Source organism: Caballeronia sp. INML1 (assembly GCF_023631085.1).
GTDB classification, from domain to species: domain Bacteria; phylum Pseudomonadota; class Gammaproteobacteria; order Burkholderiales; family Burkholderiaceae; genus Caballeronia; species Caballeronia turbans.
The window spans coordinates 92,123-110,058 of sequence record NZ_JALQDT010000066.1; the positions used below are offsets into that span (position 1 = coordinate 92,123).

The 17,936-nt window shown below is 65.4% G+C and carries 17 protein-coding genes and 1 pseudogene; 5 read left to right on the forward strand and 13 right to left on the reverse strand.

The genetic code is table 11. From position 1 onward, the window contains the following. Position 1: 1 nt before the first annotated feature. The 11 genes from NCR38_RS27130 to NCR38_RS27180 all read right to left on the reverse strand — a co-directional run bounded on the left by NCR38_RS27130 (position 2) and on the right by NCR38_RS27180 (position 11,174). Positions 2-1,567 (reverse strand): UbiD family decarboxylase, encoded by a 1,566-nt coding sequence (locus tag NCR38_RS27130; RefSeq protein ID WP_061116444.1) that lies wholly within the window; start codon positions 1,565-1,567, stop codon positions 2-4. Between the two features lie 46 nt (positions 1,568-1,613). Next, positions 1,614-2,339 carry an enoyl-CoA hydratase/isomerase family protein gene (locus NCR38_RS27135; protein WP_250477844.1) on the reverse strand — a complete coding sequence of 242 codons (726 nt, stop codon included), beginning with the start codon at positions 2,337-2,339 and terminating at the stop codon, positions 1,614-1,616. A gap of 23 nt (positions 2,340-2,362) precedes the next feature. Then, positions 2,363-4,696 carry a xanthine dehydrogenase family protein molybdopterin-binding subunit gene (locus NCR38_RS27140; protein ID WP_061116445.1) on the reverse strand — a complete coding sequence of 778 codons (2,334 nt, stop codon included), beginning with the start codon at positions 4,694-4,696 and terminating at the stop codon, positions 2,363-2,365. Then, a complete protein-coding gene (locus tag NCR38_RS27145; protein WP_061116446.1) occupies positions 4,693-5,202 on the reverse strand; it encodes a (2Fe-2S)-binding protein in 510 nt (169 codons plus the stop codon). The genes NCR38_RS27140 and NCR38_RS27145 overlap by 4 nt, the downstream gene beginning before the upstream one ends. 12 nt (positions 5,203-5,214) lie before the next feature. Further along, entirely contained in the window at positions 5,215-5,682 is a 468-nt protein-coding gene (locus tag NCR38_RS27150) for a carbon monoxide dehydrogenase subunit G (RefSeq protein WP_061116447.1), read from the reverse strand. Between the two features lie 21 nt (positions 5,683-5,703). Continuing rightward, positions 5,704-6,522: a xanthine dehydrogenase family protein subunit M gene (locus NCR38_RS27155; RefSeq protein WP_250477845.1), complete on the reverse strand. Its 819-nt coding sequence runs from the start codon at positions 6,520-6,522 to the stop codon at positions 5,704-5,706. Positions 6,523-6,546: 24 nt separating this feature from the next. After that, entirely contained in the window at positions 6,547-7,314 is a 768-nt protein-coding gene (locus tag NCR38_RS27160) for an alpha/beta fold hydrolase (RefSeq protein ID WP_061116449.1), read from the reverse strand. Further along, positions 7,311-8,657: a fumarylacetoacetase gene (gene fahA, locus NCR38_RS27165; protein ID WP_061116450.1), complete on the reverse strand. Its 1,347-nt coding sequence runs from the start codon at positions 8,655-8,657 to the stop codon at positions 7,311-7,313. The genes NCR38_RS27160 and fahA overlap by 4 nt, the downstream gene beginning before the upstream one ends. Next, a complete protein-coding gene (locus tag NCR38_RS27170; protein ID WP_250477846.1) occupies positions 8,654-9,169 on the reverse strand; it encodes a VOC family protein in 516 nt (171 codons plus the stop codon). The genes fahA and NCR38_RS27170 overlap by 4 nt, the downstream gene beginning before the upstream one ends. 44 nt (positions 9,170-9,213) lie before the next feature. Next, positions 9,214-10,401: an FAD-dependent monooxygenase gene (locus tag NCR38_RS27175; RefSeq protein WP_061116452.1), complete on the reverse strand. Its 1,188-nt coding sequence runs from the start codon at positions 10,399-10,401 to the stop codon at positions 9,214-9,216. Positions 10,402-10,595: 194 nt separating this feature from the next. Next, positions 10,596-11,174 (reverse strand): UbiX family flavin prenyltransferase, encoded by a 579-nt coding sequence (locus tag NCR38_RS27180; RefSeq protein WP_061116453.1) that lies wholly within the window; start codon positions 11,172-11,174, stop codon positions 10,596-10,598. 298 nt (positions 11,175-11,472) lie between these two features. On the opposite strand from NCR38_RS27180, the gene NCR38_RS27185 reads away from it, so the two are divergent. The 5 genes from NCR38_RS27185 to NCR38_RS27205 all read left to right on the forward strand — a co-directional run bounded on the left by NCR38_RS27185 (position 11,473) and on the right by NCR38_RS27205 (position 16,811). Then, positions 11,473-12,564: a porin gene (locus NCR38_RS27185; RefSeq protein WP_061116454.1), complete on the forward strand. Its 1,092-nt coding sequence runs from the start codon at positions 11,473-11,475 to the stop codon at positions 12,562-12,564. A gap of 236 nt (positions 12,565-12,800) precedes the next feature. Then, positions 12,801-14,186 carry an MFS transporter gene (locus NCR38_RS27190; RefSeq protein ID WP_061116455.1) on the forward strand — a complete coding sequence of 462 codons (1,386 nt, stop codon included), beginning with the start codon at positions 12,801-12,803 and terminating at the stop codon, positions 14,184-14,186. Between the two features lie 276 nt (positions 14,187-14,462). Next, positions 14,463-15,044, forward strand: coding sequence for a flavin reductase family protein (locus tag NCR38_RS27195; RefSeq protein WP_061116456.1), 582 nt, complete (start codon positions 14,463-14,465; stop codon positions 15,042-15,044). A 226-nt stretch (positions 15,045-15,270) separates the two neighbouring features. Further along, on the forward strand, positions 15,271-15,933 hold the full coding sequence (locus NCR38_RS27200; protein ID WP_061116457.1) for a hypothetical protein: 663 nt from the start codon (positions 15,271-15,273) through the stop codon (positions 15,931-15,933). Between the two features lie 101 nt (positions 15,934-16,034). Beyond that, positions 16,035-16,811, forward strand: a complete 777-nt coding sequence (locus NCR38_RS27205; RefSeq protein ID WP_061116458.1) for a class I SAM-dependent methyltransferase — start codon at positions 16,035-16,037, stop codon at positions 16,809-16,811. Here NCR38_RS27205 and NCR38_RS27210 read toward each other — a convergent pair. Together NCR38_RS27210 and NCR38_RS27215 are read right to left on the reverse strand one after the other, a co-directional pair. Then, the gene (locus NCR38_RS27210) at positions 16,784-17,251 is read right to left on the reverse strand and encodes a hypothetical protein (protein ID WP_061116459.1); all 468 of its coding nucleotides are present in this window, start codon (positions 17,249-17,251) and stop codon (positions 16,784-16,786) included. The genes NCR38_RS27205 and NCR38_RS27210 overlap by 28 nt on opposite strands. Next, a pseudogene (locus NCR38_RS27215) lies at positions 17,248-17,868 on the reverse strand (beta-ketoacyl synthase chain length factor); the annotation flags it as partial. The gene NCR38_RS27210 and the pseudogene NCR38_RS27215, both read right to left, overlap by 4 nt. Between the last annotated feature and the right edge of the window lie 68 nt (positions 17,869-17,936).

Here is a 17,936-nt window from a genome sequence, read left to right on the forward strand (position 1 = left end):
GTCACGCAAGGACGTAGCGGCCTTCCTCGTCCCGTGTGATCGCGCGCCGTTGCGCCGTGTCTTCGAGCCAGCGGACCACTTCGCGGCCGTCGCGCGTGCCGGTCGCGGCCATCAGTTCGGAAAAGCGCTTCGGTCCGTCTTCGAGCGCCGCTTCGAGCGAGTCGAAGCGCGCGCCGCGATACGCGGGCGGCGTCGGCACGCGATGCTCGAGATCGCGCTCGGCGCCCGGCGCGAGCAACGGCAGCGTGAGATCGAAGCCGGCCTTCGCCGTTTTCGTCGCGCCGAGCAGCGACGGGTCGAGCGGCATCGCGCGCAGGCTGTCCTGGAGCACCAGATCGCGATCGGCCTGAAAGCGCGTGGCGAGCGCCCAGTCCATCTGCTCGTCCGAGAACACGTCGATGTCGGGATCGACCACGAAAACATGCTTCACGTTTGCAAGCGATGCGAACACGGCCGCGATCGCGTTGCGCGCCTCGCCCGGCACGCGCTGCTGCATCGCGACGCGCACGTTGAACATGCCGCCGGTGGCCGGGTTCGCATAGACGGCCTTCACTTCGCGCACGGCGGTTTCGAGCGCGCGCCACACCGTCACTTCGGTGCGCAGCGCGGCGAGCTGCGCGGTATCGGTGCGCGCCATCGAGCGGCCGCCGATCGTGCACGTCTGAAAGACTGCGTCGCGCCGATGCGTGATCGCGGTCAGATGGAACAGCGGATTCGTCTTCACGCCGCCGTAATAGCCGAGGAATTCGCCGTACGGGCCTTCGGGCTCGGCGTGGCCGCGCTCGTCGAGATAGCCTTCCAGGATGAACTCGGCGTCGGCGGGCACGAGCAGGTCGTTCGTCACGCACTTGACCACGCCCATCGGCGCGCCGCGCAGCGCGGCGACGAGTTCGAGCTCGTCGGCGGGAATGCGCATGGTCGCGCCGACATGATCGACCGGATGCGTCCCGACGGCGAATGCGATCGGGGTACGCTCGCCGCGCTTCGCGTGGCCGATGGCGATGGCCCGCAGATCCGACGGCGCGACGAGATCGATGCCCGCCGTGCGGCGCCCGCGCAGCATCAGGCGGCGAATGCCGACGTTGGTCCAGCCCGTGTCCGGATCGACGGCGAAGTCGATCGACGCCGAAATGTACGGCGCGCCGTCGAGATCGTGCTGGAGATGCACGGGCAGGGCGGTGAAGTCGCACGCGTCGCCGGTGAGCACGACTTGCTGCGCGGGTGCTTCCTCACGGCTCACTTCGACGAGCTTGCCTTTCACGCGCAGGCGTTCGCGCACGGTGTCGAGCAGTCGCTGCGGCGTCGTATCGAACGCCTTGGCGAGACGCGATCGGCTCGCGGCGACGCTGCCCGCGAGCGACACGGCGCCGCCGGACGGCCGCCTGAACCACACGGCGCGCGGGTTGCCTTCCATGATGCCGGCGATGTCGGCGAGATCGACGGACGCGTCATGGCGTTCGAGTTCGCTCTCGTCGAGCGATTCGAGGAAGCGGCGCAGGCGGAAGCGTTCGAGGTCGGGCGCGGGCGTGCCATCGACGGTCGAAGGAATGGCGGTGTTGGGTCTCAATCTGGGTTCCTTGATGCTTGGGGGTGACGGCGCACGTGCGCCGTCCTCAGAAGCGCGCGGAAAGCGCTGTCGCCGCGAGATGCGCGGCAAAGCCGCTCGCACCGTTCGCCGGCATTTCGGGCGCGAGATGCAGGAACTGCTTCACCGCGCGCAGCGTGACCGCGCTGCAGCCGAGCAGCGTGTCGGCGAGCGCGTCCGCTTCGGCGTCCAGGTTCGCCGCCGGCACGACACGGCTCACGAGCCCGGCGTGCAGCGCTTCGCTCGCGGACAAGCGCACGCGGCTCAGCACCATGTGTGCGACGGTTTTCAACGGCACGCGGCCGATCAGCGCCGACATCACGAGCGTCGGCGGAATGTCGCGTTCCATTTCGGGGATCTGGAACACGGCATCGTCGGACGCGAGCGCGATGTCGCACACGCCCGCGAGCGCGCAGCCCACGCCGAGCGCATTGCCGCGCACGACCGACGCCACGGGCACGCGCACGGCCTTGAGCGCGTCGTAGAGCGCGAGCGGCGGCGCGGCGACCACGCGGCGCAGCGTTTCGGCGGACGGCTTCGCGTCCTTCGGCGGCATCGGCGAAAGGCGGCCCTTGCAGAAGTCGGGGCCGCTCGCGAGGATGCGCACGAGCTTCACATCGTCGTCGAGCGTCGTGATGCATTCGATGATCGTCTCGCTCATCGGCGCGTCGATCAGATTGCCGTTTTCGGGATGGTCGAGGACCACGTCCACGAGCGGGCCGTGGCGGCGGATCGCAACGTGAGGGCTTGTCATGCCGGTCTCCTTGTCGAGCGTGTTCATGCGTCGCGGTGGATGAATTCCCACACGACTTTCGGCGTGGCGGGCATCGCGAGTTCGTCGGTGCCGTATTCGCTGAGCGCGTCGGCGAGCGCGTTGAAGATCGTCGCCGTGGCGGGCGTGATGCCGCTCTCGCCGCCGCCCTTCACGCGCAGCGGATTGCCGTGGGTCGGGTCTTCGGTCAGTTCGAGGTTGAGTCGGGGAATCACGCCTGCGCGCGGCATGCCGTAATCCATGTACGAGCCGCTCAGCACCTGGCCCGTTTCGCGATCGACATAGCAGGTTTCCGACAGCGCCTGTCCGATACCCTGCGCGAGACCGCCGTGCACCTGGCCTTCGACGATCAGCGGATTGATCGGCTGGCCGACATCGTCGACCGACGTGTAATTGACGAGCTTCACGACGCCCGTGTCCGGGTCCACTTCGAGTTCGCACACGGCCGCGCCCGTCGGATGCGCGGGGACACGCGTGTTCACTTCGGCCTCGGCGTACAGCGTGCGCTTGGCGCGCTCGCCCGGCAGACCGTCGCGCGCGACGTGGGCGGCCACCTCGAAGAGGCCGATTTCACGCGATGAAGCTGCATCGGAAAACACGCCGTTAGCGAAGCTCACGTGCTCCGGCGCGACATCGAACAGCTCGGCTGCGACGCGCTTGCCGAGCATCACGATCTGCGCGGCGGTATCGACGAGCAGCATGCCGCCGAGGCGCATCGAGCGGTCCGAATGACTGCCGCCGCCCACGCTCACGAACGCGGTATCGCCGGTGCGCAGCGCGATCGACGCGATCGGCACGCCGAGATGCTGCGCGATGACCTGCGCAAACGTCGTTTCGTGGCCCTGGCCGGTGGACTGCGTACCGGACACGATATCGATGCGGCCTTCCGGCAGCACGGTCAGTTCGATGCGCTCGCGCGGCGCGCCCACGGGCGACTCGACGTAGTTCGCAAGCCCGATGCCGCGCAGCATGCCGTTCGCGCGCGAGGCGGCGCGCCGCGCCTCGAAGCCGTCCCATTGCGCGAGCTCGAGCGCGCGCGCCATGTTGCGCGCGAATTCGCCGCTGTCGTAGGTGAGGCCCATCGGGCTGCGGTACGGCAGCTTCTCGTGCGCGATCAGATTGCGCCGGCGGATCTCCGCGCGGTCGAGGCCGAGCTCCGCCGCCGCGAGGTCGAGCATGCGCTCGATCACGTGCGTCGCTTCGGGGCGGCCCGCGCCGCGATAGGGCGCGGTCGGCACGGTGTTGGTCATCACCGCGCTGATGTGCACGGCGGCGAGCGGCACGTCATAGACGGTCGTCATGATGCGCGTGCCATTGGACATTGGCACATAGGACACCGTATGCGCGCCGACATTGCCGATCCATTCGTTGTCGATGGCGAGGATGCGGCCGTCCCGCGAAAAACCGAAGGTGGCGCGCACGATCTGGTCGCGGCCCTGATAGTCGGAGAGGAACGCTTCGCTGCGATCGCTCGTCCACTTCACCGGCCGGCCGATGCGGCGCGCGGCCCACACCACGGCAAGCTGCTCGACGTAGATGAACGAACGCGGGCCGAAGCCGCCGCCCGTGTCGGGACAGACGACGCGAACCTGTGACGGCGGCACCTTGAGCGCGGCGGCGAGGCAGAGCTTTTGGCGCACGGCGCCCTGGCTGCCGGAGATCAGCGTGTAAGCGCCGCTTTCGGCATCGAACACGCCGATCGCGGCGCGCGGCTCCATCTGGCAATTCACGACGCGGCTGTGATGAAACTCGCGCGTGAGGACGAACGGCGCATCCGCGATGATGCGGCGCGCTTCGTTGCGATCGCCGATCTGCGTCTGGAAGCACAGGTTGTGCGCCGCGCCCGCCCACAGTCGCGGCGCGCCTTCCTGCATCGCATCGGCTGCATTGACGACGGCGCCGAGCACGTCGTAATCGACCTCGATCATTTCCGTCGCGTTGCGCGCGGCGAGGGCGGTGTCGGCGATCACCATCGCGATCGCCTCGCCGACGTAACGCACGCGGTCGATCGGCAGCGGAACATGCAGCTGGTTGAAGATCTCGCCGGTCGATGAAGTCAGGAAGGCCTTCTTCGTGGCGTCGATAGCATCGATGGGATTGGGCACGTGATCGACGCCCTGAAAGCCGTCGTCGAGATAATCTTGGCCCACGAGCACCGCGATCACGCCGGGCGCCTCGCGCGCGGCCGATACGTCGATCGAGCGCAGCGCGGCGTGAGCGTGCGGCGAGCGCAGGAACGCCGCATGAACCTGGCCCTCGACGCGCAGGTCGTCGGTGTATTGGCCGTTGCCGGTCACGAAGCGCCGGTCTTCGAGGCGCGGGATGGGTTGGCCGATCATCGTGTGGCGTCCTCGGTGGTGGCATCGCCGAGCGACGGATACATCGCGTGCGCCGCATGACGCACGGCCTCGATGATGTTCACATAGCCCGTGCATCGGCAGATGTTGCCTTCGAGCGCGTGGCAGATGCTCTCTTCGTCGAGCGACGGCTCTTGGCGCAGATAGAAGCTCGACGACATGATCATGCCCGGCGTGCAGAAGCCGCATTGCAGGCCGTGGCATTGCACGAACGCGTTCTGCACCGGATGCAGCGGAGCATTCTCGTCTTTACGCAACCCTTCGACCGTCGTGACGGCGCCGCCGCTCGCCTGCGCGGCGAGCACCGTGCACGACTTCACCGAGACGCCGTCGAGATGCACCGTGCACGCGCCGCATTGACTCGTGTCGCAACCGACATGCGTGCCCGTGAGACGCAGCGTTTCGCGCAGAAACTCGACGAGCAACGTCTCGTCGGGCACTTCGCGCGTCACGTCCTCGCCGTTCACCCGTAGTTGGATTTCAGCCATGGTTCACCTCGCTTACTGTGCGGCGGCGGCGCTTGCGTTTGCGCTCATCGTCGCGTTGAAGCGCTTGAAGAACTCCGCCGCGAGCTTGTTCGCCACCGATGTGACGAGGCGCGAGCCGATCTGCGCGAGCTTGCCGCCTACCTGCGCATCGGCGACGTACGTGAGAAGCGTGCCGCCTTCGTCGGCGTCGGCGAGCGTGACCGTCGCACTCATCTTTCCGAAGCCCGCGATGCCGCCTTCGCCCTGGCCGAGAATCTTGTAACCGTTCGGGCCGTCGCGCTCCGACAGCAAGAGCGTGCCCTTGAAGCGCGCCTTGACGGGTCCGACCGACGCGATCACGACGGCCCTGTACTCGTCGTCGTTTTGTGCGACGAACTCTTCGCAGCCGGGCACGCATGCCTGCAGCACCGCGGCATCGTTCAAGCCCTTCCATACCTGCTCGCGCGAGGCGGCAATGGTTTGCGATCCGGTGAACTCCATGTCTTGTCTCCTGAAAACGGTTTAGGCGGGCTGGCGCAGCGGCTGCGCCAGCAGCGCCAGCAATGCGCGGCGCGTGTAGGTTTCGATCAGATGGGCGCGATACGCGGACGAGCCGTTGGCGTCGTCGGGCAGGGTGGCGGCATCCATCTTCAGCGGGATGAGCGCGGCTTCGGACAGATCGGCGGCAAGCGCGGCTTCGGCCTCGAGCCAGCGGAACACCGACGCGCCCGCGCCCGTCACCGCGACGCGAATCGCATCCGCGAACTGCGCGATGAACACGCCCACCACGGCATAACCGGACGCCGGCTGGCGGAACTTCGCATAGGCGGCGCGCAACGGAAGCGGATACTCGAATTCGGTCACGAGCTCGCCGGGTTCGAGCGCGGTCTCGAAGGTGTCGACGAAGAAATCGTCGGCGCCGATGCGGCGCTGCGAAGTGAGCACCTGTGCGTTGAGCGCGAGCACGGCGCTCGGATAATCGGCGGCGGGGTCGTTGTTCGCGACCGAGCCGCCCATCGTGCCGCGGTTGCGCACTTGCGGATCGGCGATCACGCTCGCGAGTTGCGCGAGCGCGGGGATCGCCGCGATCACCACGGGCGAAGCGGCCACTTCCGCATGCTTCGTCAGCGCGCCGACGCGCAGCACGCCGCTTTCGACGCTCACGCCGCGCATCGACTCGATGCGCGTGAGATCGATCAGATGCGAAGGCGCGGCGAGACGCTGCTTGAGCGTGGGAACCAGCGTCATCCCGCCGGAGAGCGGCCGGGCGTCCTCGTGTTCGCGCAGCAGGCCGAGCGCTTCATCGAGCGAGGACGCGCGCAGGTAAAGGGTTTCGTACATGAAGTCTCCCGCGGCCGGTGGCCGTCAGGCCTGTTTCAGCCAGTTTTCCAATGCGGTCGCTAGCGCGACCGGCACTTCGTACATCGGGTAATGTCCCGCGTTCGCGAGCGTTTCGATGCTCGCGCGCGGATACCACGCGAGCCAGGTGCGATCCATGACGTCGGCGGTGAGCGACGGATCGTGCTCGCCGATGAAAAGCTTCACGGGCGTCTCGTTGCCCGTCACCTCGGCGGAAAAATCGCTCGCCGCCCAGTGCGGCAGATAGCCCGCGAATGCCTGCGCGCGCGATTGGCGTTGCGATTCCCGCGCAAGATGCGCGGTGAAACGCGGTGCAAGGCGATTGCCGGTCGAGAACGCGATGATCGCCGCGCGCCGTTCGACATCGTCGACAGCCGCACGAAACCCGGCGAGGCGCGTTTCGTCCATGCGCGAGCCGCACGCGGGCACCGCGCACACGCCCGCCATGCGATCGATGCGTCCGCGCGCGGCGAGCATTACGCGCTGAATCGCGACGCCGCCCATCGAATGACCGATGAGGCTGAAGGTGTCCCAGCCGAGCTGGTCGGCGAGCGCGAGCACGTCCTCTGCGGCTTCTTCGAAGGTGAATGCGCCGTGTCGCTCGCGCGAGCGGCCATAGCCGCGATAGTCGAAGAACACGTAGGTGAAGGCATCCGTATCGAGTGCGGGCACGAGCGGCTGCCAGTCATCGGCGCTGCCGAACCAGCCGTTCATCGCAAGCACCTTGCGAGGGCCGTGGCCGAGCTGCGTGTAACCGTTGAACGCCTGCGTCATGCCGCAACCTCCGTTGGCCGCGGCACGAACGCCGGCGCAATGCGCCCGCGACATTCGCCGAAGCCGATCGACACCGCGCCCGGCTTCGTCGCGCGCGCGCTCAACACGATTTCGTCGCCGTCTTCGAGCGCGGTGCGTGTCTCGCCGTTGGGCAGGCGAAGCGGGTCGCGGCCGGCGTTGGTGAGTTCGGTGAGGCAGGCGCGCGCGGCATCGTCCGCGCCGGAAATCGTGCCGCTGCCGAGCAGGTCGCCCGCGCGCAGATTGCAGCCGTTGCTCGTGTGATGCGCGACCATCTGCGCAAACGTCCAGTACAGATTGTCGAGATGCGTTTTCGTGATGCGCAGGTCCGCGGCGCCGGCTTCGCGCAACTGGCGCGTCGACAAATGCGCGTGCAGTTCCAGATGCAGCCCGCCTTGCTGCCGATCGCGTGCGCCATGCAGATGCGGCATGACGGGCGGATCATCCACGGCGCGCGCGACCGGCGCTTTGCGGAACGGCGCGAGCGCCTCCGACGTGACGATCCACGGCGACACGCTCGAATGAAAGCTCTTGCCGAGAAACGGACCGAGCACTTGTTCGAACCACTGGATGCTTTTTGCGGACCAGTCGTTGAGCAGCGAATAGCCGAAGATGTGCGCGTGTGCATCGTCGACGGCGATCGGTTGCGTGAACGCATTGCCCTCGCCGATCCACGCCGCCAGCTCCAGCTCGAAATCGAGCGCGGGCGCGGGGCCGAACACGATCTGCCCGTTCGCATCGCGATACTGGCCGTTCGGACGGCGCACGTCGCCGCCGCTCACGCGCAGCGACGAAGCGCGGCCGTGATACGCGATCGGCAGCGACTTGAACGCGGGCGGCAGCGGATCGGCGAGGCCCTTGTAGCGGCCGTGGCGCTCGGTGTGATGAAGCGACGTGAGAAAGTCGGTGTAGTCGCCGACTTCGCACGGCAGGCGCAGTTCGAGCGTGTCGATGCGCGGCAGCAGGGCGTCGGCTCGTTGCTGCATGCGCGCGCGCTGCGGCGCATCGCTTTTCAGCAGATCCGACAGCGCGGCGCGCAAAGCGCTCGCGTAGCGCTGCGGCATCGCCATCAGGCGATTCAGCGTGCCGTCACGCGTGGCTTCGCAGGCAATCGCCGCATCGCTGCCGGCCGCGAGCAGACCGCTGTCGAAGAGCGCATGCAAGTCCACCGCATGTTCGCCGATGGCCACGCCCGCACGCGCCGCGCCATCGCGCGAGAACGCGCCGAGCGGCAGGTTCTGGATCGGAAAGTCCGCGTCGGAGAGATTCGCCGAGTCGATCCAGCTGCGCCGGGCCGGATCATGAGTCGAGTTGAGCGCGGTCATGCGACGCTTTTTCCTTTGCTGGCCCAGGCGTCGAGCGCGGGGCGCGCTTCCCTTCGATAGGCAGCGAGCGTTTCAGTCGACGCGACGGGCACCGTCAGTTCGAGCCGCAAGCCGTTCGGATCGAAGAAATAGATCGAGCGCACGAAGTGATGATCGGTGATGCCAAGCACCTCGATGCCGTGAGCCACGAGACGTTGCTTCATCGTTTCGAGATCGTCGAGCGTGGAAAGGCGCAGCGCGATATGGTTCACCCACGGCGGCGTGTTCGGCGAAGGCTCTGCGGCCGTTTCGTCGCCGAGATCGAAGAACGCGATGTTCGAGCCGTCCGCCATCTCGAAGAACAGATGCACGTAAGGGCAATATTCGCCCGTGCTCGGCACGCGGTCGAGGCGGATCAGATGAACGAGCGGCAGGCCGAGGATGTCCTCGTAGAAGTGACGCGTTTCTTCGGCATTGCGGCAACGCCAGGCGAAATGATGCAGGCCGCGCACCGGCGGCAAATGGTCGGACATGCTGTGTCTCCTTGAGGCGGCGTGTTGAGGCGAGCTATGCCCGCTCAGACTTCGATGGCGTCGACGTCGTATTCGAACAGCCAGTTGTAGCGCTCTTTCACGCGCTCCTCGCTCCACTCGCGATCGACGTAATCCGCTGCGCCTTGCGCATGCGCGAGCGCCGGATTGTGAAAGCGCTTGGTGTTCGCCGCCGAGCCGCGCACGATGCGCGCCGTGCGCTCGAGGCGCAGCGACTCGTAACGTTCGAGCGCATGCGGCAGATCGTTTGCGTGGCGCGCGAGGCAGCGCGCGATCAGATAACCGTCTTCGAGCGCCATGCCCGCGCCTTGCGCGAGGAACGGCAGCGTGGGATGACAGGCATCGCCGAGCAAGGTGGCGTTGCCCGAGTTCCAGCGTGGCATCGGCTCACGAATCATGAGCGCCCATTTGTACGGGACGTCGATGGCCGAGATCATCGTGCGCACGTCTTCGTGCCAGCCGTCGAAATCGGCGAGACATTCGTCGATGGTGCCGCGCTCCGACCACGACTCGACTTGCCAGCCCTCGCGCTCCACCGCGCCGACGAAGTTGATGAGCTTGTGGCCGCGCAGCGGGTAGTGGATCACGTGGGCGCCCGGTCCAACCCAGTTGGTGCCGTAAGGCGTGCGCAGATGCTCGGGCAGTTTCGTGGCGTCGATCACGCCGCGCCATGCCATCACGCCCGAATAGACCGGCTCGTCCGCGCCGAAGAGCGCGCGGCGCACGCGCGAGTGCACGCCGTCCGCGCCGATCAGCAAATCCGCTTCGAAGGGGGCGCCCGAGACGGTCTGCACTTCGACACGCCCGTCCTTCTGCACGATCGACTCGACCTTGTGATCGAGCCTGACCGCATCGGGGCTACACGCGCGCACCGCATCGACGAGCGCTTCGTGGAGATCCGCGCGGTGCACGGTCAGATAGGGAAAACCGTACACTTCGCGCGATGCCGCCCCGAGATCGAAGAGCGGCCAGGTCTGCCCCGTGTTCCAGAGACGCACGCGCTTGCCGGGCGGCTCGCACGCGAGACTTTCGAGGCGCTCGCCGACGCCGATCCGGTAAAGCACGCGCGTGGCGTTCGGGCTCAGTTGCACGCCCGCGCCGATTTCCCCGAGAGCTTTCGCCTGTTCAAGGATGGTGACGTCGAAACCCGCTCTTAGTAATGCGGCTCCCGCCGTCAAGCCGCCGATACCGGCTCCTGCAATGACGATCTTCATTCGACCTTTCGACCTCTTTCGTATTGACGCTGTCTCTTATCGAGAAGATTTATCATTCGATAGATAAATCTTTTAAATGGGGTTTCGTTTTAAAACGGAACCACTTTAAAGGAACGTCATCCGCTAAAGAAGCAAAAGAATTCGAACGAGTTATCAATGAAAATTGATAATGCGCGAGCGCACGCGCATGAATCTCACATGCCCCAGCGATGCACGACCGCGCTTTCGATGCCGAAGAGATCGAGCACGCGCCCGATGGTGTGATCGACCATGTCGTCGAGCGATTCGGGGTTCGCGTAGAATGCCGGCACCGGCGGATAGACGATTGCTCCGGCTTCGGTCACGCTCGTCATGCTGCGCAAGTGGCCGAGATGCAGCGGCGTTTCCCGAACCATCAGCACGAGCCGGCGGCGCTCCTTGAGCGTGACGTCGGCGGCGCGCGAAAGCAGGCCGCTCGTCACGCCCGTGGCGATTTCCGAGAGCGTGCGGATCGAGCAGGGCGCGACGATCATGCCCATCACAGGGAACGACCCGCTCGAAATCGCCGCGCCGATGTCCGTGTTCGGATAAGTGACCGTGGCGAGCGCGCGAACATCGGCGACGCTGTAGGGCGACTCGTGCGCGAGCGTGACCTGTGCGGAGCGGCTCATCACCAGATGCGATTCGATGTCGAGCTGCCTGAGCAACTGCAGCAGCCGTACACCGTAGACGACGCCCGATGCGCCGCTGATGCCCACGATCATGCGCCTGGGCTGTACTGCGCTGAAATGCATCTGTGCTCTCCGTTTTAACCGTGATGGAATCAAAACGTCGCGGATGTTAGCACGGCGATTCAATCTCCCGGATAACTTATAGGGCTTTTTTGGATCGATCGGTAAAGACCCTGAGTGAATATTCAAGATGTTCTATTGATTGATAAATAACTCGTGATTCAAAACGCGAATTGAAGTGGTTAAACTCGGTTCCGCATCGGGCAGAGCGGGTTCCGAACGATGATCCGCAGCACGGTGGGATGCAGGAAGCCGGCGCCGACGAGCGACCGGCCAACGATAAAAAAATTGGAGACTTCGGTTGAGAACTTGTCTGCTCGTCGGCGGCTGCGCCGCGATACTGACTGGCCCCGTGTGGGCGCAGTCTTCTGTGACGCTGTATGGGAGCATCGACGTCGGTGTCGATTTCGTATCGAACTCTCAGGGCAAGCGCCTGTACCAGGAATCGGCAGGCAAGCGTCAGCCCGATCGCTGGGGACTGTTGATCAAGGAGGACCTCGGTGGCGGCAACACGGCGTTCGCGCGGCTCGAATCTGGCTTTCTGACCAACACCGGCGCGCAGATCAATCCGACGAGCTTCTTCAATCGCGATGCCTACGTGGGCCTGTCGAACGATCGCTGGGGCTCGCTGAGTTTCGGGAACATCAACGACTACATCTATCAATATGTCGGGCGGCTGAACAACTCGGTGCCGGGCATCTCCTCGTACTACACGCCCGGCAATCTGGACGGCCTCGCGAATACGCACGCGCTCAACAACGCCGTGAAGTACGAGTCGATCGATTTCCACGGTTTCCAGCTGGGCGCGATGAACAGTTTCGGCAATCAGGCGGGCGATTTCAGCGCGGGGCGTCAATACAGCATCGGCGCGCAATATTCGGGCGGCGCGGTGAATTTCGGCATCGCGTACACGATGTCCCATAACCGCACGGCCGATATCTTCGGCACCTTCAGCCTGAACTCGCTGCTCGGCCAGCCGTTGAGGCAGGGCACGATGTTCAACGCCAGCCGATACAGCACGCTCGCCGCCGGGGCCTCGGTGAAGATAGGCATCTTCACGCCGCACGTCACGTATTCCGGCGTCAAGCTACAGAACGCGCAAGGCTCGGCCACGCTGAACAACTATCAGGCCGGCGTGAACACGGAACTGGTCGGCAGCCTGGGCTTTTTCATCCTCGGGGTATCCGGGAATCACTCGTTGTTTCAGGGTCTCACGATCAACCAGTACAACCTGTTCCTGACCGATTACCTTTCGAAGCGCACACAGGTGTACGCGGGCGTGGGCCTGCAACGCGCTTCGGGTCCCGGCGCGCGCGCGGCGCAGTTCGGCTATCAGCCCTCGACGAGCGGCAGCCAGACGGTCGCGCGCATCGGCGTCAACCATCTGTTTTGAAGACATGGAGGCGTCATCGTGCGATGAAACGGAGTGCAAACGGCGCGCGAACGAGCGTGCGAGGCGGATTCATCACTTATTTCGATCGCTTCATCGTTTCTTTTTGATTGAGCCGCGCGGGGCCGACTCTTATATTGTCACTCCGGCCACGGCGCCGTCATGAGAGACATTCAGCAGCAGTGCGAGCGGACGCGCCCGACCGGTGCGTCCGTCCGCACGAGGTACACGGGACATACATGCAAGCAGACCGGACTTTCAACATTGCGACATTGATAGAAGAGCAGAAGACGGGGCGCTTCGCCGCCGGTCTGCTCTTCTGGTGTTTCCTGATCATGCTGATGGACGGCTACGATCAGACGGCCGTGTCGTTCGCGGCGCCCGCCATCATCAAGGACTGGCACGTCGCGCGCGGCGGATTCGGACCTGTGTTCGGCGCGGGCCTCTTCGGGACGTTGATCGGCTCGTTCATCTTCGGCTATCTCGGTGACCGGCTCGGGCGCAAGAAGGCGATCATCATCGGCAGCCTTTTCTTCGGTGCGCTGACCTACGCTTCGGTGTGGGTGACTTCGCTTCAGGAACTGATGCTGCTGCGCTTTCTGGCCGGCATCGGCATGGGCGGCGTGGTGCCGAATTCGGTTGCGCTGGTCGCAGAATATGCGCCGAAGCGCCTGCGCGCCACATGGGTCACGCTGATGTTCTCGGGCTTCTCCATCGGTGCGGGGTCGGGCGGCGTGGTGTCGTCGTCGCTGATTCATCGCTTTGGCTGGCCTGTCATGTTCGCGGTCGGCGGCGTCGGCTCGGTGCTCGTTGCGCTGCTGCTGATTTTCATGTTGCCGGAGTCCGCGAAGCTGCTCGTGCTGCGGCAGCGCGATCCGCAGATGCTGCGCAAACTCATGACGCGCCTGCGCCCCGATCTGAAAATTTCCGCCGATGCGCACTTCGTGGCCGGCGAAGTGCGCGAGAAACAGCGCTTCGTGCTGAAGCTGATTTTCTCCGATGGTCTCGCCGCCATCACGCCGCTGCTGTGGATCGTGTTCATCGCAAACTCGATGGCGCTGTATTTCCTGCAGAACTGGCTGCCGATTCTGATGGAGGGCATGGGCATCGACCCGCGCGGCGCGGGGCTCATCACGATGATGTTCTCCGTGGGTGGCGTGATCGGTGGTCTCGTGCTCTGCCGCTTCGTCGATCGTCATGGTGTCGCGGCGATCATTTCGTTGCCCGTCATCGGCCTTCCGGTCGTCGCGGCGCTCGGCCACGGCTCGTCGCAGGGCTGGCTCATGCTCGCCGTGTTCGCTACCGGCTTTTGCGTGGTGGGCGCGCAGTACGGGCTCTATGCGGTGGCCGGCATGATCTATCCCACGTCGTTCCGCTCGGCGGGTGTCGGCAGTGCGATTTCGGTGGGCAAGATAGGCTCGGTGTCCGGGCCCGTGATCGGCGGCCTGCTGCTGTCGATGCACCTGCCCGTCACGCAGCTTTTCTATGCGGCCTCGCTGCTGTTCCTCATTGCCGCCGTGTTCTCGACGATCCTCGCGCTGCTTTATCGCGCGCGCTTCGGCGAACCGCGGAACGTCGAGACGGCCGTCGAACCGGCGCAGGGTTCGCTGGTGCAGGACTCTTGATCACGTAATCTCGCGGCTCGGCGCGCCGCCGGGCCTTCCGCACGGCGGCGCGGCAGATAAATCTCATGGTTGTGGCATCGAAAGGCATGCGACACGGCGTACGCTGCAAGCGCGATGACACTCCGTCAGAAAGCAATGGACATGAGAAGGCTTCCGAAGTGCTGTGCAACGTTGCAAAAGCACAAGCACCACGCGCCTCCGAACGAACGCGTCGCCCGGCGTGCATTTTGAACGCCGCATACAATCACGCGCATTGTCCTTTGCATTCGTAAAACCATGAGCCACTTTCGTCCCGTCAAGCTGGAGCACGCCAGCCGTCTCATCAACCACGGTCCGACCGTCCTCGTCACCAGCGCACATGGCGGGCGCCGCAACGTGATGGCCGCCGCCTGGTCGATGCCGGTGGAGTTCACGCCGCCGCGCGTCGCCGTAGTGATCGACAAACACACCTACACGCGCGAACTGGCTGCCGCGAGTGGCACGTTCGGCCTCATCGTGCCCGGCGCCGCGATGATCGACCTCACCTACGCGGTCGGTTCGACGAGCGGGCGCGAGATCGACAAGTTCGCAGCCTTCGGCATCGAGACGGTAGCCGGGCCGGTGCTCGGCCTGCCGCTCATCGAAACAAACTGCGCGGCGTGGCTCGAATGCAGGCTCATCGACGAGAAGCACACGGAAGACGCCTACGACACCTGCTTCGCGGAAGTCGTCGCCGCCGCCGCGGATGCGCGCGTGTTCGTCGACGGACACTGGGTCATCGACGACTCGAACCAGCCGCTGCATACGATTCACCATCTGGGCGCGGGCAAGTTCGTGCGCGCGTCGTCGATGGAGCAGGCGAAGCCGCTCACGCGCTGATGTCCACCTCAGGGCGTTTAGTGCGCCCGCTCCAGCCCGCATCGAAGGGCTAAAGCTTCCCGTTTCCCCGTCGATAAAGAGACGTCGACCGCGAAAGACCGACAGGCTAATCGCGGCGGCGTTTTCGAGCTTGCGATCCGTCATTCGAATTCGGACGCGGGCGATAGATGGGCGAGGACAGGTCTCGTAAGCGACCGCTCGCACCGTCAGGGGAATGGGGTCGGGTATGAAACAGCGTTTTTCGGTCGTGCGGTTCCTGATTTATCTGGTCGGCTTCACGAGTCTCCCGATGTTGAGGCTCGTCGTTTCGCCGGACGGCCAGGGCGGCATCACCGCGTTCGTCGCGTGCGTGGCGGCGCTCGCGGCGGGGTACATGGTGTATTACGCGTCGTCGGAAGGCTATCTGCGCAATCTGATGAGCGGCGTCGTGATGTATCTCGCGCTCGCAGCCGTGGTGGCTGCGTGTCCGCCTTTCGTGCTCGTGCTCGCGTTCTGGTCGCTCGCGAGCCTCCTGAAGCGGCGGCGCGCGCTGCTCGTTCATGCGATGTCGAGTATTGCGCTCTTCGTTCTGATCTTTCCGATGCCGCTCGCGCAACGCATCGGCATGCCCGAGCTGGCGGGCGCGCCCGCGGCCATCGCGTATATCGGGTTCGCGGTCGCCTGGTCCGCATGGGCATCGTGCAGCCCGCTGAAGCTCGGCCTCTTCAAATTCTCGACGATGCTGCTCGCGGTGCCTCTCATCGCGTCGTTCGTCGCACTGGTGGGCGGCGGCATGTTCAGCCGCCCGGAGCGGCGCGTGCGCAACTCGCTGATGCGCGCGCGCAAGGCGCTGACGCTCACGTTGCCGGCGCCCGAGATGGCCGTGCGGAGCGAGGTTGTCGTCGAATGATCGGAATTCATGCGCGCGAGCGAGGGTGACGCCCTCGATCGCCCTGTGATAAAAACGTGCGACGGCAGCTTGCAGGCGCACGAATAGTCACAGGAGACCCAATGACTTCCCCCCGGCGCAAAGAACTCGACGAAACCGGCAATAAAGCCCCGCACGAGCCGCTCACCGCCTACTATTCCGACGAACCCGGCAGGCGCCTCTGGCTGCGCGCCATGTTCGACCGCACCGCCTCCGATTACGACGCCATCGAGCGCGCAATGGCCTTCGGCTCCGGCGCGTGGTATCGCAACCGGGCGCTGCGGTCGGCGGGTCTCGCGCGCGGCATGCGCGTGCTCGACGTCGGCATGGGCACCGGGCTCGTCACGAAGGAAGCGGTCGCGATCACGGGCGATCCGTCGCTCGTCACGGGTGTCGATCCGAGTCCGGGCATGGTCGGCGAGGCGCATCTGCCGATCGGCGTGGAGACACGCATCGGCACCGCGGAGGATCTGCCGTGCGACAGTGCCGCTTACGACTTCCTCAGCATGGGTTTCGCGCTTCGGCACGTCAGCAATCTCGCAAAAGCCTTCGATGAATATTTTCGCGTGCTCGCGCCCGGCGGACAGCTCTGCGTGCTCGAGATCACGCGGCCAGCGCACGGTGTCGGCGTCGCGGCATTGAAGTTCTACATGCGCGGCGTCGTGCCGATGATCGCCCGCATCGTCGGAAGGAAAGGGGAAAGCGTCGAACTGATGCGCTATTACTGGGACACGATCGAGGCGTGCGTGCCGCCCGCCGCCGTGATCGCTGCCATCGAACGCGCGGGCTTTGCGAACGTGCGCCGCGATGTCGAACTCGGCATCTTCTCCGCTTATTGCGCGACGAAACCGGCGGCCTGAGCCGCGTCGAGGATCACGGCGGCGCGTCCGCTCAACAGCAAGCGTCCCGCGCAATGAACGGTGAAGCGGTACAGCACGGTGTTGTCGTCGCCGCCCATGCGCTCGGCTTCGATATCGAGCGGGCCATCGAGCGTATCGAGCCGCTCGACGTGCGTCTGAACGCCACGCACGCTGGTCAGCATGCCGACGCGCGGCCGCTTGCCTTCATCGCCGACGAGCGCGCCATGCGCCGCCATCGCCTGCGCGGCGTATTCGATGCCGCACACCGGCGCGAGCCGCCCCTTCGAGCGCAGCGGATTGTCCGGGTGAAGATGACTCGTCGCGGCGCAGCGGATGCGTTGCGCATCCCACGCGACGACCGCGTCGAGCAGACACATCGCGCCGCTATGCGGAATGCGCGCGGCGATCCAGTCGTGATCGAGAACCTGAGCCGCCGTCATGACGGGTCGATGTCCACGGCGAGTTGCGTGCCGTCGAGGTAATCGAGGACGACCTGCGATGTTTTCCCGCACGCCAGCGCTTGGAGCAACGGCAGCGCGCGCGCGGCGGGATTCGACAGGCGCAGCGCTTCGATATCGGCATCGGCGAAGGAGGACGCGTTCGCATCCGTGAGACGCGCCTCGATGCGCGCGAGCGTGCGCTCGCTCTTTCGCGGCGCCAGCACCAGCGCGACGCCGAACGCATCCGCGATCGGGCGCACGCGGCGCAATGGCTCCGGATAGTCCGTGTCATAGGCGACGAGCAGCGTCGCGGCGCCATCGACGCTCACTTGCGCGAGGCTTTCCAGCAAGCCCGCCGCGAAGCTGCCGTCGTACGCGCACAGCACGTTCGATGCGGCCATCGCGCGAGTCGCGATGCTCCAGTAGCCCGCGGGCGCATTGTGGACGGAGTTGTGAAAGCGCGTCGGCGAGAGTTGCGGTTCGTCGCTCGCGAGGGTTTCGCAGATCGCATGAAAATTCCCGCCATCGCCGCCCGATGCCGCGAACACGGCGGCGAGCGTCGCGGCGTCGCGGCCGCTTTGCGCGACCGCTTCGTGCGGGGGCGCGCGGGCCCGTCTGTTTTTAAAATATTAGAGTGGCGCCCCGTTAATTAATGTGTTTTTTTTTGTGGGTGGCGGTTTATTTA